The organism is Collinsella sp. OF02-10, assembly GCF_003463445.1.
In the GTDB taxonomy this organism is placed as follows: domain Bacteria; phylum Actinomycetota; class Coriobacteriia; order Coriobacteriales; family Coriobacteriaceae; genus Collinsella.
This window is the reverse complement of sequence record NZ_QSCW01000028.1, coordinates 1-12,914: the sequence shown is the minus strand read 5'-3', so window position 1 is coordinate 12,914 and position 12,914 is coordinate 1. Positions and strand designations below refer to the sequence as shown.

Sequence of the window (12,914 nt, the reverse complement as noted above, 5' to 3'; positions counted from 1 at the left end):
GTTGTTGAGCGTTGGTCAAAATGGTTGTTTTTACAGTAGCGCTAACATCTGGAAGCCGCCGTCGGGAAGCTTCCTGACGAGCGGGATGTCCGTGAGCCCGTCCTTGCGTATGGACTCGGCAAGCCTCCCGATGGCCTCCTCGCCCATCGAGTAGACGGCGTTTCCGGGATGGTCGGCGATGTCCGAGACCTCTATCTCCTCTATGGGGAAGCGCCTCCTGGTGGCGGCGCTCTCGTCGAGGAGCCCGGCGATGGTGAAAGCCTTCGCGGCGTCTTTAGGAGAGCTCACGGTCCACCTCCTCGGCGAGGGCGAGGTAGTCCTGCGCGGGCCTGCTCGACGGGGCGTAGTCGACGACCGGCTTCCAGACCCAGGAGCCTTCGCCGACTTTGGTCGAGGAGTGGATGCTCGTCTCGAACTGCCTGCCGGCGAAGAACCTGTCGAGGATCTCGGTGCCCGTCGCGTTGCTCCGCGTCTGGCGCCCGGGGACGCACGTCCGCAGGATCCTGAAGTTGGGGGTCGGGAGCCGCAGCGCGTCGCTGACCCGCCTCATGGCGTTGACCGTGAGGGCGGTCCCCCTCATGACCGAGCCGTCGAGCTTGACCGGGATCACCACCATGCCCCCCGCGGAGGCGGCGATGTAGGCGTTGACCGCCAGCCGCTTCATCACCGGCGAGCAGTCGATGATGGCGAGGTCGTAGTCTCCCGCCGCGTCGGCGAGCGCGAACTTGAGCGTCTGCTCGTGGAGCAGGAGCTCGTTCTGGTCGACCAGGTCGATGATCGAGGGGATCACCGAGAGCCCCTCGACATCCGTTTCGAAGGCGAGGTCCGCGACGGGGGCGTGCCCGTAGAGCAGCTCGATGGCGCTCCGCCCCTCCTCTTCCGCTTGGCCGTAGAGGCCGAAGTAGTCGGTCGCCGACGCCTGCGGGTCGAGGTCGACGAGGAGCACGCGCCGGCCTTTCGAGGCGAACACCGACGCGAGGTTCACCGCAGTCGTGGTCTTGCCGACGCCTCCTTTGTAGTTGCTGATGGCTATCGTCTTCATCGTTGCTTCCTTCGGTCTCGCTAAGGACAGTACGTTACTGTACTGTATCCACAGTTTACCATAGAACAGTACGAAACTGTACTGTTTAAGGTGAAGGATCGTAGGGCCGGCGGCGAAGCCACTCTCGTTGAGAAGCGCGTTAGGTCTGCATGAGTTTTTTGTTAGACAAGGTCTCTACAATGGGCGGAAAGGCGGTTTTGACGGGAGGCCCTATGCTTAGCGAAGAAGAATACCGGCAGCTGATGGAAGACCATGCGGTCGCCTACTTCAAGGCCGATCTCGCCCTGTCCGATTCCGAGAGCTACAGCATCGAGGAGAAGCGGGAAATTAACGAGGGCATGCGAGAGAGCACGGAGAAGGTGGACAGGGCGCTGCGCGAGGATTTCGAGTCGATGCCTCCTGAGATGCGGCGCCGCATGGTCGAGATGCTCGCCTCCTCGGGACCGGGGGCGAAGGAGTTCTGGTCCGACCTGCTGTTCGGGTGAGGCATCCGGCTAACCGCTTCCAAGCCATCTGGCTTGGAAGCGGTTAGAGTGCAGAGAGCGAGCTCTCTGCCGGGGTGCGGGGCGAGCAGCCCCGTGCGGGAGGATCTCGAGACAGAAAAAGCCCCCAGGTGAAACCCTGGGGGCTGATCCGATTTCGGCCCGAAAGGGGCTTAATCGGCCGAATCGGTGAAGTCTCCGCTGCCGAAGGTGTTGATGTGATGTCTCAGCAGCGCCCGGTTCTCATCGAGCACCAGCATCGCGATCGCGTCGAATCTGACCGAGACGTTGATGAGCTCTTCGTCGTCCTGCTCGGACAGCCACCTCGCCGCCGCGATCTCCATGCGCTGGCGGGATCCCGCGAGGTCCTCGGGCGGAAGGCCCTTGTCGATGCCGATGCGGGCGCTGACGTCGATGAAGACGACCGTGTCGCCGTCTTTGGCGATGACATCCATCGAGATTCCCTCTTCTGGAGACCATGCGGTGCCGAGAACATCGTATCCGCGGCGCTCGACGTACTTTGCCGCTGCTTCGATTGCGCGTTCCTGCAGTTTCTTAGTCATGATCGACCCCTTTCGGTTTCGGCCTGGGCCCTCTGCCCAACGCCTTGTGGCACGAAGGGCGCAGGGGTTCCGTCGACGTGCAAGGGGGAAAGCGGAATCGGCGTGGTTCAGCATTTCCCGATGCCAGTTTTCGGAAAGTCTTCCGGTCTTCGGTCTGCGAATCATGGAGAAGAGTTTCCGGAAAGTGCCGCGGCCCTTGCGTCGGCGGCGGGTTCCCTGCGTTGCTGACGTGACTGAAGGCGTGCGGAGGGGCTTCGGATGAAAGGGTCGGTTCTGGCGAAACTCGGAGCGCAAGATGAATGAGGGCGGCGTATCCGGGCCACCGGTGGTGAGATGTTCGACAACATCTTATAATTCCGGTAGAGATATGAGGATGCAGCGCGTTGGGCGATCGTGCCTCCTCGCATGGCTTGCCGCAGGTTTGGCGGGAGCCTTCGAGCTCCGTGGCAAGTTTCAGGTTGTGACGAGGAGGGTGTTTGTGAGCGTCGGCAAGAGGATACGTTCGGCACGCGAGGCTGCCGGGATGACGCAGGCCGAAGTAGCGAAGGAGCTCGGTGTCAGCGAGTCGTCCATCCGCTTGTACGAATTGGGCAAGCGGCAACCCAACGATGAGGTCCTCGGGCGAATCGCAGAAGCCGTCGGGGTCGACCCCCACGCTTTCATCGAGATAGAGACCGGCAGCGTCCGGGACGTCCTCGAGATCCTCTTCAGACTCGAAGACGCCTGCGGGCTCGTTCCCCTGGAAGATGGTAGACTGGACGTAAATCGTATGAGCGAACATGCTCCGAAGTTGGTTGCCGCCATCGAGAAATGGTCGGAGATGAGGCGCAGGCTCGATGAAGGGGAGATAACCGGATCGGACTACGAGGCCTGGAAGAGCCGGGTCGGGTAGCCCCGGATCCCTCGGAAGGGCTCTTCTGCCGGCGGTCCGCAAGCCTGCTCTCCCATCTGGGCTTCAGCGGGCATGCGGCTCCTGCTCGTTCGGTCGAAAGGAGCGCTGGTGGATAAGGCTCTCAAGGACAGGGAAGCGAAAATCCGCGCTTGGTTTTCCATGTGGCTGGACAAGACGGACGGAGGCATAGAGGCCCTTTTCTCGAGCGACGCCGTATACGTCGAGAGCTGGGGCCCGGTGTACCGTGGTGCCAGATCCGTCAAGCATTGGTTCGAAGAATGGAATTCCAGGGGAACGGTTCGCCGATGGGAGATAGAGCAGTTCTTCCACAAAGGGGACCAGACGGTCGTCGAATGGTATTTCGAGGACGAGATGGCAGACGGGAGGGCTGAGTCGTTCGACGGAGTTTCCCTGGTGCGCTGGAGCCCCGATGGCAAGATCGCTTTTCTCAAGGAGTTCGGCTGTAGCACGATCAGGTACGATCCGTACGAATGCGGCGGATCCGCGCCGGGGGAGCAGGTTCCTTGGCTTAATCCCGTCGAATCCGGGGATCGCGTCGCTGCGCTGGAGACGCCATGAGTGGAGTTCTGACCGGCAGCGCGAAGTCGTATGCGTGCGTGTTCGGCGTCGGCATCCTGGTTGGGTGTGTTTGCCGGCTTGCGGACTTCTGCTCCTATGAAACGCTATGGGGATTCGCCTCCATCCAGACCATGGTCGGCTTCTGGATCATTTCCAATACGGTCATCATTCTGCTGAGCAGCTCTAACGCCTGCGCCGGAATAAGCTCGTTTCTGTACATGTTCGGGATGACGCTGAGCTTCTACGGCCTGCAAACCGCGCTCGGGACGTTTGTCCCCTTGTTCTCTGGCGGCTTCCGCGCATCCCTGTTCGTCATGTTTTCGGTGCTGTCCGTCTTCTGCGCGATAGTCGCCTCGGTCCTGTATTTCTGGAACAAGGACAACGCCTTCAGTTCTGTTCTCTATGCGTTGCCCGTGGGGGCTTTGGCTGCGGAGGCCGTCGCCATCATGACGATGCTCGAAATGCCCGCGTACCTCTTCCAGCTGTCAATGGACATTGCGGGCTCCGTCGGCTTCTTCGTGCTGTTCTACGGAAGGTCGAAGATAGCTCCATAGAGTTCACCTCCTTCCCGCGTGGAGTAGAGGACGGGAGTTAAGGGCTTGTCCTCTCTGCCCCTTTCGCTCCGTACCCGTTCGGGAGATGGCTCTTGAGTGCGTTTTTCAGAAAAAAGTTGAAAAAAGCAAAATGCGCCCGTCCGCAAGACGCGGACGAGCGCAAAGGAAATGTAAGAAGTATTTAGATGTATTGACAGTTCATACTCATAGCCGGAATATCCCGCTTGCGGAGCATAGCTTTTTTTGACCGCAAAGCATTAGGCGGGTTACAGTAAATAAAAATGGACACGGCGATACCTCCCCGATACCGCCGTATCCTTAAAAAAGGGCGACTTTAATACACTACCCGCAATCCATTCTATAATAGGGAACAGCGGCTTTTGCGCAATATTAAATAAAAAAGCCGATAACACATAGGTTTTTTGACCTAATGCGTTATCGGCTCTGCGTCTATGCGTCTGGCACTTTTAATCATTTTTTTTGAATTTATTATATGTGTTAGCTAACTGTCCACAAGCCGCGTTAATCTTTCTGCCATGAGAAACTCTCATAGTAACTTCAAGTCCTGCTTGCTCTAATTGATGTTTGAATGCAACTATTTCCCGTTTCTGTGGTGCTTTAATTCTTGAATTGCTTGTTGGGTTGTATTGTAACACGTTAATCATAACTTTTTTGCCCCGAAACCATTTTGCAAGTTGTCTTACATCTGAGGGCCGGTCATTTATACCCGGTAAAAGCAAATACGCAAAGACAATTTTGCGATTATGCCTTTCAGAATAGGATAAGGCTTGCTTAACAACATCTTCAATAGCATATATGCGCATGTGAGGAATAATACGATTTCTTGCAGATTGTGTTGCTGCGTGTAAAGATATTGTCAACTGAATTTTAAGATGTTCCTCGCGCAATTTTTTTAATTGATCGACCGGACCAACTGTTGATATGGTAATGCCGTCGGTTGGAAAGTTGAGCCCATATCTATCTCGGAGAATATGGATTGCTTTTATCAAGTTGTCATAATTGAATAAAGGCTCTCCCATACCCATAAAAACGATACGGTTTACTTTTCGACGCAACAATATAATCTGTTGTACGATTTCTGACGATGTTAGATTACGAACAAAGCCATTTCGCCCGGACTCACAAAAAATACAACCAACAGGACAACCGACTTGTGTGCTCACGCAAACAGTTCCACCATCTCGCCGCTTGATAAAAACCGTTTCAATGTATTTGTTGTCTTTCAGTTCGTAAACATACTTTTCAGTATCACTGCTTTTGCAAATATTTTTTACCAACATTGATAGATTTTTTTTGCGTGGTAATTGCTTATATAATTCTTCATATAAGGCTTTTGCTTCATTCTCGCCAATAACTTCCGACATTTCTTTGTAAGTAAATCCGTATGGATCATTCCGTACTTCCGCAGGCGTATATTTAGGTAAACGTTTCATTTTTATATCCTTTCTTCTAAATAATAAAAGTTTGTTTTTCTGTATTTTTGATTACAATCTCTAATTTTTCTACATCAATGATATGCGTCAATTTGCATTTAGGGCAGAAAAGAGGAAAATCTTTTAATACAGTATTATGAAATACTTGAACTCTCGTCTTTCCGTTACAAATCGGACATTTTATCCAATATTTTTTAAGCATTATATTTCACTCGTCCTTTTTACACAAAAAAATGCAGGTCAATCCTCAACATGAGCATTGACCTGCATTTATAATGCACAGAGCAGTACAACAAAACTAAGGCATAGCTTGCACTATGTCTATACTATATCTATACGTCGTTAGTTTTTTGTATAGCATCCGCAAAATAAGCATGACAAAAAAGCCCATGCTGAAAATGGGAAAATCCTTTTTTTCAATGCTTATCTAATACGCATGCTATGCAACATAAACGCCGCCTCCTTTTACATAAATTTTATTTTATCAGAAAATCAGTCTACTGTCAATACACAACAGGAAGTATTTAACCTAATGATATGAATTGTGTGGACATATCCAAAAAGAAAGGTGAACTGTAAAATGTAACAGGGTGAATGAAAATGGCAAAAAGACCCGTACCATTGTACGACTTTAAGGCTTTCGGGGCAGCTATAAAAGCCGCGAGAAATGAATACGGCGAGAGCCGCAAAAAGGTAAGCGACGAGTTATATATTTCCCCGCGCTACCTTGCGAATATCGAGAACAAGGGACAACAGCCGAGTTTACAGGTATTCTATGACCTTGTAACCCGGTATCATATTTCGGTAGATCAATTTTTCTTCCCGAACAGCAATGCGGAGAAATCCACCGGGCGGCGGCAGCTTGACGCGCTGCTGGACGGTATGAGCGATAAAGGCATACGGATTGTAACCGCAACAGCAAGGGAGATAACGGAAGTCGAAAAAGCAGAGGATTAACCTCACAATATGAGAAATCGGGAGATTGCAGCGCATGGCGGCTGCAATCTTTTTTTGCGTCCAAAATCAAAGGAACGCGCAACAAATACCGCCTTTCGGTGGGGGTATGGAGTAGATAGCAAGCACAGCAAACGAGTACCCGTTTGCGGAAAATGCTTGTTGGGATAATCCCAAACCCTTATACCGAAAGGCGGTGCGGAAATGGAAAACCGAAAGAGAAATATACAGATGAAGTTTTACGTTACGGAAGAAGAAAAGCGGCTGATCGACGAGAAGATGAAGCAGCTTCCCATAAAGCAGTATGGGGCATACTTCCGTAAAATGGCGATAGACGGGTATATTCTTGTCGTTGACCGAAGCGACACAAAAGCATATATCCGGGAACTGCAAGGAACAGGCCAGTCTTGATCCTTTCCTCAATTGCGATCGCTTTGCTCTGCTATGTTTTCTTTCCGTGGTAGCTTTGAGTCAAAGGATTTAATCTTCTTTCCTCGTCTCGAAGTCGCGCATTGGCCTTGAGTGGGCCTTTCTTTCGCGTTTCGTTCCGTTTAACAAGCGCCGGCTCGATGAGAGCGCAAGAGGCGAAGTGGGCTGCGAAGCCTGGATAAGCTGGGCCAGATAGCCTTCCCCAACTGCGAGGCGATCTCCCAGGCTTTCGGCGAGATAAACGTTGCGCGAAGAAAATGTCGTGGGCAACTTGCCTATGCGGCGGGAAGCCTCACCGTGATGGTCAGCATGCATCCGTCTATGCGGGCCTCGGCCTCCCCGCCCATTTTCGAGCAGAGGCTGGCCACGATGGCGAGACCTAGTCCTGACCCGTTCCCACGGCGAGCGACATCTACTTGGTAGAACCTTTCGAAAAGGCGATCCGCATCGATGGAATCGGCGTCTTCGGTCTCGTTGGAAAACGCAATCTCGACCATGCTATCGGCTTCTGCCCCAGAACGAGAAACAACCCTTTGCGAGATAGTCGGGGCGGATATTCCGTGGCGGAGCGCATTGGTGATGAGATTGGAGAAAACGCGCTCCATCGAATCCTCGTCCGCCATGACGCGAATGCTTTCATCGTCGAAGCGGATGGAAGGCTCCCATCCGCGTTCTACGAATTGTGGGTAGACGTTAGCCAGAACCGCCGCGAGAGCGGGCATCACCTCGACATCCTCAATCTCAAGAGGGGAATCTTCGTCGATCGCCTTCGAGTAGTCGAAGAGCATGTCAGTGAGCTCTCGCATGGCGGACAGGCGTGATGCTGCTTCTCTCAGATAACGGTCCTTTTCTTCGGAGTTCGAGCTGCGGTCATGTAGCTGGATGTATCCCTGGGCCCCCGCGAGCGGGGTGCGGATGTCGTGCGAGAGGGAGGCGAGATCGCGCCGGAAGGCCTCTTCGCGCCGGGCCATGGCGGCGCGCTCGTCGCGAAGATCGTCGAGCGCGCCGTTCACCGCTGCGGCGACCGAGGAGATGCCGGGAGTCGAGAACCCCACGTCGATACGCTCGTTTTCCGTGCGGTCCCGATGCCTGGCGAAGCGGGCGATGCGCCCGAGCTCGCGCTCGTAGAGGAGCACCGTCGCAGCCAGCAGGCATGCGAGCACGCATGCGATCGCGATCCCCAGCACGTCCGTCGCCTCCCTTCGTTCCGATGGCCGATCTGGCCGAATCCCAGTTTATGCCAGGCTCTTTCTGCGTATGACGAGGAGCCAAAGGGCCACTGCCGCTGCCAGCGTCGCGACGGCCTGCACGTAGGTCAAAGGATCGCAGACGATCCCCTGGCCGAGCTGCGCGATGTCGACCGCGAGGTAGGAGTCCAGGCAGTCCCGGACCGCGGCGGGCGCGCCGGGGATGTTCGCCAAGACGAGCCTGAGGGCGGTCTCCACCAACCCGCCGCCCACGACCACCGCCGCCACGACGCCCGCGGCCTCGGACCCTGTGACGAGCACGGCCAGCACGGCGACGCCCGCGTAGGCGACCGAGCACAAGGCGACCTGGGCCATCCATCCGAGCGCCTCCGTTCCCGTCGGCATGGCGAACGGGTACCCCTGGGCGGCCAGGGCCAGGGCGACCAGCGCCGCTGCGCCGACCGTCACCGCGCAGGAGACGATCACGCTGCACACAGCAGCCGACAGTGCGTAGGAGACGCGCCCTCCGCGGGCCTGGACGAGGTTCTTCACGTACCCCGATTTGAAATCCTCGGCGAATACCAGCGTGAGCAGGACGCCGACCATCATCGGGAAGGCGGATCCGCCGACGACGGACACGCCCCAGATCCGCAGCAGGGGCAGGGGTTCGTCGGGCAGCTCGACGATGCCCGTCTCAGCGAACGCCGGCCATATCTGGTACAGCCAGAGGGCGAAGGGGGTGGCGAGCACGAACAGGGCGATGATGAGGCACACCGCCCAGATCGAGCGAGATTTCGCGATGCGATACATCTGCGCGCGGACCATGCTAAGCATTGCGACCACCTCCCGCCCTGTTGAACCCGCGGGGAGGTTCCGCCCCGGCCGCCTGCGACCATGCCGCGGCGTCGGGGGCGGGGATGGACGGGTCGGCCCCCATGAGCCCCACGAACAGCTCCTCGATGTCGCGCTCGTGGACGAACAGCTCCGTGACGGGGATGCCGGCCTCGGCGAGAGCCCGCCCGGCGTCCTCAGCGGAGACGCTCCCCTCGGCGCGGATGGCATCGTCCGCCATGACGGAGAAGCGGGCCCCGGGGAACGCGCCCTGCAGCCTCGCAAGCGCGAGCTGCGGCTCCGCCGCCCGGATGGACAGGTAGTCGGCGCACTCAGCCTCGACCTCCTCGGCGCTCATCTCGCGCACGAGCCTCCCGTCTCGGATGACGCCGTAGCGGGTGACCATGCGCTCGAGCTGGTCGAGCACGTGGGAGCTGATGAACACCGTGAGGCTTCGCATGCGCGCCAGGTTCATGATGGTCGTGCGCACCTCGCGCACGGCCTGGGGGTCAAGCCCGTTGAACGGCTCGTCGAGCAGCAGCAGGTCGGGGGATCCCACCAGCGCGAGCGCGAGCCCCAGGCGCTGCTTCATGCCGAGGGAGTAGGTCTTCGCGCGCTTCTTCGCGACGGCGGACAGGCCCACGATGTCCAGCGCCTGCATACTCGCGGCCTTCGCCCGCGGCACGCCGAGGGCGAGCGCGCGCACCATGACGTTGTCCAGGCCCGACAGCCCGGGATGGACGCCCGGGTTCTCGATGAGCGCGCCGAGCCTCCTGCTCGTGCTTCCGGGCGCCTGCCTCTCGCCCAGCACCTCTATCTCGCCTGCAGTGGGCAGCACCAGCCCCGCGAGCATCTTCATGACGGTCGACTTGCCCGCGCCGTTGCGGCCGACGAAGCCGTAGACCTCGCCGGCGCCGACGGTCAGGCTCATGTCGTCTACGGCGCGCTTGGAGCCGTAGGACTTCGTGAGGCCTGATGTCTTTATGGCGTCCATACTCTCTCCTTTCGAACTGTTGGCTCATCCGATGATTCGAGTATGGAAGGCAAAGGTTCACGAACCTTCTTCGAAGTTATAAGAAAGCTATAAGAATCGCCGCGCCGGTTTACGGGGAAGGGCGTCAGCGGAGCCATCACTCTATCTCCGCGAGCTTGAAGCCTATGCCCCAGACGGTCTCGATGTAGGATTCCGTCCCCGTCCCCTTGAGCTTGGCGCGGATGTTGGAGACGTGGGTGTTGACGGCCTTCTCCTCGACGGCGGCGTCCTCGTGCCACACCTCGCGGTAGAGCTCGCGCTTGGTGAACACCTTGCGGGGATGGCGCATGAGCGCGGCGACGATGTCGAACTCGGTGCGGGTCAGCTTTATGGGCTTTCCCGCCGCCTCCAGCCTTCGAGCGTCTTCGAAAAGGGTCCATTTCCCGTATATTGAAGCGGGGAGGTCTTCCGAATCGCTTATTCCGGCTGTTGGATGTTTCGAACGCCTGAGGAGCGCCTCGACGCGAGCGACGAGCTCGTCGAGGTCGAATGGCTTGACCAGGTAGTCGTCGGCGCCCATCCGCAGCAGCGCGACGCGGTCGACCACCTGGGCTTTGGCGGACGTCACGAGAATCGGGACGGCAGACCTCTTCCGGATGAGCGAGACAATCTCCTCGCCGGGCATCCCAGGCAGCATGAGGTCGCATACCACGAGATCGAACGAATCGCGTTCGATGAGCAGGCGCGCCTCGGTTCCCGAGTAGGCGGGGGTACAGAGAAAGCCGGAGCCGCCGAGGGTCGAGCAGATGACGTCGTTTATGGAGGCGTCGTCCTCCACCACGAGCGCCCGCACGGCGCGCCCTTCCGGCCCGTTTTCTCTTTCCAGCATGCGCCACTTCCTTTCGCATCGCATCGCCCTCATGATACACGAAGGAGCGACAGGCCCTCGGCGCCGACTCCGCCAGGCAACCCGAGGCGTCCTACTGCTTCTCCTCTCCGGTGTGGGAGAGCTGGACGGGCGCGATGCAGGCGACGCCTATGCCGAGCAGGCAAAGGGCGACCCTCGGCTCGACCTCGTCCATGATCGTGAGCGCCGCGACGCCTACTCCCATGGCCAGGGCGACGGCCTTGAGCACGAGCTCCGCCAGCTCGCCCGCCTTGCCCAGAGGTCTGCTCTTCTGCGCCGACGTCCTTGCCTCGAGCAGCTCGTCGACCGAGACGCCGAGCTGCTCGGCGAGCAAGGGAAGCGACGCGACGTCCGGGAAGGAGAGGTTCCGCTCCCACTTCGACACGGCCTTGTCGGTGACCCCCATCTTCTGGGCGAGGTCGAGCTGGGTCATGCCCTTCCCCTTGCGGAGGGAGGCTATGGTGGATCCGAAGTTCCGTGCAGCCATCGTCTTTCTTTTCTCCTCGGCTTTGTCGGCATGCCGATGGTCGCATAAGGCCGTTCCCCGCTCAACCGACCGCTGGTTGAGGCGTCTCGACCGCCAGTAGAGACGCGGTTTACCTCTTTCCGGACCGCCTTTCCTCTTCGCTGCATGCCTTCCGCCGCTCCGGAGCGCGGATCGAAGCCGGAGGAGAGGAGGCGAGTATGCCCGACATCTGACCGTAGTACAATAATATGTTATATCTGTTCTATATGTACTAAAACAGATATGATAGAATCAAGCAGTCAAAACATGAAGAAGCAGAAGGAGGAAGAGAAATGGCCCGATCGACGAAGCTCATGGTGGTTAGCGCTGTCGCATGCGCTCTCACGCTGGCGGTGTTCATGGCGTCCTACGGCAGCCTGCCGGAATCGGTCCCCGTCCAGTTCGGCCTGGCGGGGGAGGCGAATTCGTACTGGCCTCGAGAGGCGGTGGTGTTCGGCATGCCCGCGGTTTTTGTCCTCGTCGACATAGTTGCGGGGCTGTCGCTCTCGAAGAGGGAGGACGCGCGTGCCTGGATGCACTGGATCGTCCCCGCGGTCGCGTTCGCGGCGACCGGGCTGGTCATCCTCATGGGAACGAAGTGACGGGCATGGGAAACGAGGCATTCTCAACGACCGGCGCCGCACCAGTGCTCGTGGTCGAAGGGTTCTCCAAGTCCTACGGCGGCAAGAAAGTCGTCGACGGGGTGTCGCTGTCGGTGGGGTCGGGGCGCATCTTCGGGTTCGTCGGCCCCAACGGCGCGGGAAAGACCACGCTCATCCGCTCGATCGTCGGCGCCCTCGCCTTCGACGGGGGCGACATCCGCATCTGCGGGCAGTCGGTCCGCACCGACCCCGTGGCGTGCAAGAGGGAGACCGCTTACGTGCCCGACAACCCCGACGTCTACGGCTTCCTCACCGGGATGCAGTACCTCGACTACGTCGCCGACCTGTTCGGCGTGAGCGCGGGCGTGCGCGCCGAGCGCATCCCCGCCTACGCGGGGCGGCTGGGGATCGGTGATCGCCTAGGGGAGACGGCATCGGCCTACTCGCACGGCATGAGGCAGAAGCTCGTGCTCGTCGGCGCGTTCCTCCACGAGCCGCGGCTGCTCGTCCTCGACGAGCCGTTCGTCGGCCTCGATCCGGAGGCGGCCTACGAGCTGAAGGCGATGATCCGCGAGATAGTCTCCCGCGGTTCGGCCGTGTTCCTCTCGAGCCACGTGCTCGACACGGTCGAGAAGCTCTGCGACGAGGTCGCGATCATCAGGAAAGGCGCTATAGTGCGTGCCGGCTCGGTCGACGAGATACGCGGGGACGAGAGCCTCGAGCAGGTGTTCCTCGAGATCGCGAGGGAGGCTCGCGATGAGTAGCCTCGCCCCCCTTCTGAGGGTGCAGATGCTCGGGGCGTTCGGGATCGGACGGCTTCTCAACGAGCGGGAGCCGGCGGCGAGGCGCAGGCTCGTCCTCGGCGCCGCGGGGGTCGTCCTGCTCGCGGCGCTCGCGGCCGGTTACGCGTGGGCGGTCGGCGGCTCGCTTGCTGCGGCTGGCGCCTCCGATGCGCTGCCG

The 12,914-nt window shown here is 58.4% G+C and carries 18 protein-coding genes and 1 pseudogene; 9 read left to right on the top strand and 10 right to left on the bottom strand.

The window, feature by feature from the left end; translation table 11 throughout:
• Positions 1-30: 30 nt before the first annotated feature.
• Together DXA43_RS09705 and DXA43_RS09700 are read right to left on the bottom strand one after the other, a co-directional pair.
• Positions 31-288: a hypothetical protein gene (locus DXA43_RS09705; protein ID WP_117807025.1), complete on the bottom strand. Its 258-nt coding sequence runs from the start codon at positions 286-288 to the stop codon at positions 31-33.
• Positions 275-1,042, bottom strand: a complete 768-nt coding sequence (locus DXA43_RS09700; RefSeq protein ID WP_114568153.1) for a ParA family protein — start codon at positions 1,040-1,042, stop codon at positions 275-277. Before DXA43_RS09700 ends, DXA43_RS09705 begins: the two co-directional genes overlap by 14 nt.
• Before the next feature lie 212 nt (positions 1,043-1,254).
• On the opposite strand from DXA43_RS09700, the gene DXA43_RS09695 reads away from it, so the two are divergent.
• Positions 1,255-1,527, top strand: a complete 273-nt coding sequence (locus DXA43_RS09695) for a hypothetical protein (protein WP_117807027.1) — start codon at positions 1,255-1,257, stop codon at positions 1,525-1,527.
• A 170-nt stretch (positions 1,528-1,697) separates the two neighbouring features.
• Here DXA43_RS09695 and DXA43_RS09690 read toward each other — a convergent pair whose 3' ends face one another.
• Positions 1,698-2,087, bottom strand: a complete 390-nt coding sequence (locus DXA43_RS09690; protein ID WP_117807024.1) for a YraN family protein — start codon at positions 2,085-2,087, stop codon at positions 1,698-1,700.
• A gap of 478 nt (positions 2,088-2,565) precedes the next feature.
• On the opposite strand from DXA43_RS09690, the gene DXA43_RS09685 reads away from it, so the two are divergent.
• From DXA43_RS09685 to DXA43_RS09675, 3 genes are all read left to right on the top strand, one after another.
• The gene (locus DXA43_RS09685) at positions 2,566-2,979 is read left to right on the top strand and encodes a helix-turn-helix domain-containing protein (RefSeq protein WP_158564987.1); all 414 of its coding nucleotides are present in this window, start codon (positions 2,566-2,568) and stop codon (positions 2,977-2,979) included.
• Positions 2,980-3,087: 108 nt separating this feature from the next.
• Positions 3,088-3,558, top strand: a complete 471-nt coding sequence (locus tag DXA43_RS09680; RefSeq protein ID WP_233540069.1) for a nuclear transport factor 2 family protein — start codon at positions 3,088-3,090, stop codon at positions 3,556-3,558.
• Positions 3,555-4,112, top strand: coding sequence for a hypothetical protein (locus DXA43_RS09675; RefSeq protein WP_117807021.1), 558 nt, complete (start codon positions 3,555-3,557; stop codon positions 4,110-4,112). Before DXA43_RS09680 ends, DXA43_RS09675 begins: the two co-directional genes overlap by 4 nt.
• Before the next feature lie 467 nt (positions 4,113-4,579).
• Here DXA43_RS09675 and rlmN read toward each other — a convergent pair whose 3' ends face one another.
• Positions 4,580-5,566, bottom strand: coding sequence for a 23S rRNA (adenine(2503)-C(2))-methyltransferase RlmN (gene rlmN / locus DXA43_RS09670; RefSeq protein WP_117807020.1), 987 nt, complete (start codon positions 5,564-5,566; stop codon positions 4,580-4,582).
• Positions 5,567-5,582: 16 nt separating this feature from the next.
• A complete protein-coding gene (locus DXA43_RS09665) occupies positions 5,583-5,768 on the bottom strand; it encodes a cysteine-rich KTR domain-containing protein (RefSeq protein ID WP_003431289.1) in 186 nt (61 codons plus the stop codon).
• A gap of 398 nt (positions 5,769-6,166) precedes the next feature.
• Here DXA43_RS09665 and DXA43_RS09660 point away from each other — a divergent pair, with 398 nt between their 5' ends.
• Together DXA43_RS09660 and DXA43_RS09655 are read left to right on the top strand one after the other, a co-directional pair.
• Complete coding sequence (locus DXA43_RS09660) at positions 6,167-6,523, top strand: helix-turn-helix transcriptional regulator (protein WP_002584957.1); 357 nt, start codon at positions 6,167-6,169, stop codon at positions 6,521-6,523.
• Between the two features lie 201 nt (positions 6,524-6,724).
• Positions 6,725-6,928: pseudogene (locus tag DXA43_RS09655) on the top strand (plasmid mobilization relaxosome protein MobC); the annotation flags it as partial.
• 296 nt (positions 6,929-7,224) lie between these two features.
• On the opposite strand, the gene DXA43_RS09650 reads toward DXA43_RS09655, so the two are convergent.
• The 5 genes from DXA43_RS09650 to DXA43_RS09630 form a co-directional block, all read right to left on the bottom strand.
• Entirely contained in the window at positions 7,225-8,136 is a 912-nt protein-coding gene (locus DXA43_RS09650) for a sensor histidine kinase KdpD (RefSeq protein WP_117807019.1), read from the bottom strand.
• Positions 8,137-8,184: 48 nt separating this feature from the next.
• Positions 8,185-8,970: a hypothetical protein gene (locus DXA43_RS09645; protein WP_117807018.1), complete on the bottom strand. Its 786-nt coding sequence runs from the start codon at positions 8,968-8,970 to the stop codon at positions 8,185-8,187.
• Complete coding sequence (locus DXA43_RS09640; RefSeq protein ID WP_117807017.1) at positions 8,963-9,961, bottom strand: ABC transporter ATP-binding protein; 999 nt, start codon at positions 9,959-9,961, stop codon at positions 8,963-8,965. The genes DXA43_RS09645 and DXA43_RS09640 overlap by 8 nt, the downstream gene beginning before the upstream one ends.
• A gap of 136 nt (positions 9,962-10,097) precedes the next feature.
• Positions 10,098-10,829 (bottom strand): response regulator transcription factor, encoded by a 732-nt coding sequence (locus DXA43_RS09635; RefSeq protein ID WP_117807016.1) that lies wholly within the window; start codon positions 10,827-10,829, stop codon positions 10,098-10,100.
• A gap of 91 nt (positions 10,830-10,920) precedes the next feature.
• Entirely contained in the window at positions 10,921-11,334 is a 414-nt protein-coding gene (locus DXA43_RS09630) for a helix-turn-helix domain-containing protein (protein WP_117807015.1), read from the bottom strand.
• Between the two features lie 311 nt (positions 11,335-11,645).
• Between DXA43_RS09630 and DXA43_RS09625 the strand changes: the two genes are divergently transcribed.
• The 3 genes from DXA43_RS09625 to DXA43_RS10300 form a co-directional block, all read left to right on the top strand.
• A complete protein-coding gene (locus DXA43_RS09625) occupies positions 11,646-11,954 on the top strand; it encodes a DUF1648 domain-containing protein (RefSeq protein WP_117807014.1) in 309 nt (102 codons plus the stop codon).
• Positions 11,955-11,959: 5 nt separating this feature from the next.
• A complete protein-coding gene (locus DXA43_RS09620) occupies positions 11,960-12,718 on the top strand; it encodes an ABC transporter ATP-binding protein (protein WP_117807026.1) in 759 nt (252 codons plus the stop codon).
• Positions 12,711-12,914, top strand: a 204-nt coding sequence (locus DXA43_RS10300) for a hypothetical protein (protein ID WP_199580563.1), incomplete at its 3' end; no start/stop codon positions are given. The genes DXA43_RS09620 and DXA43_RS10300, both read left to right, overlap by 8 nt.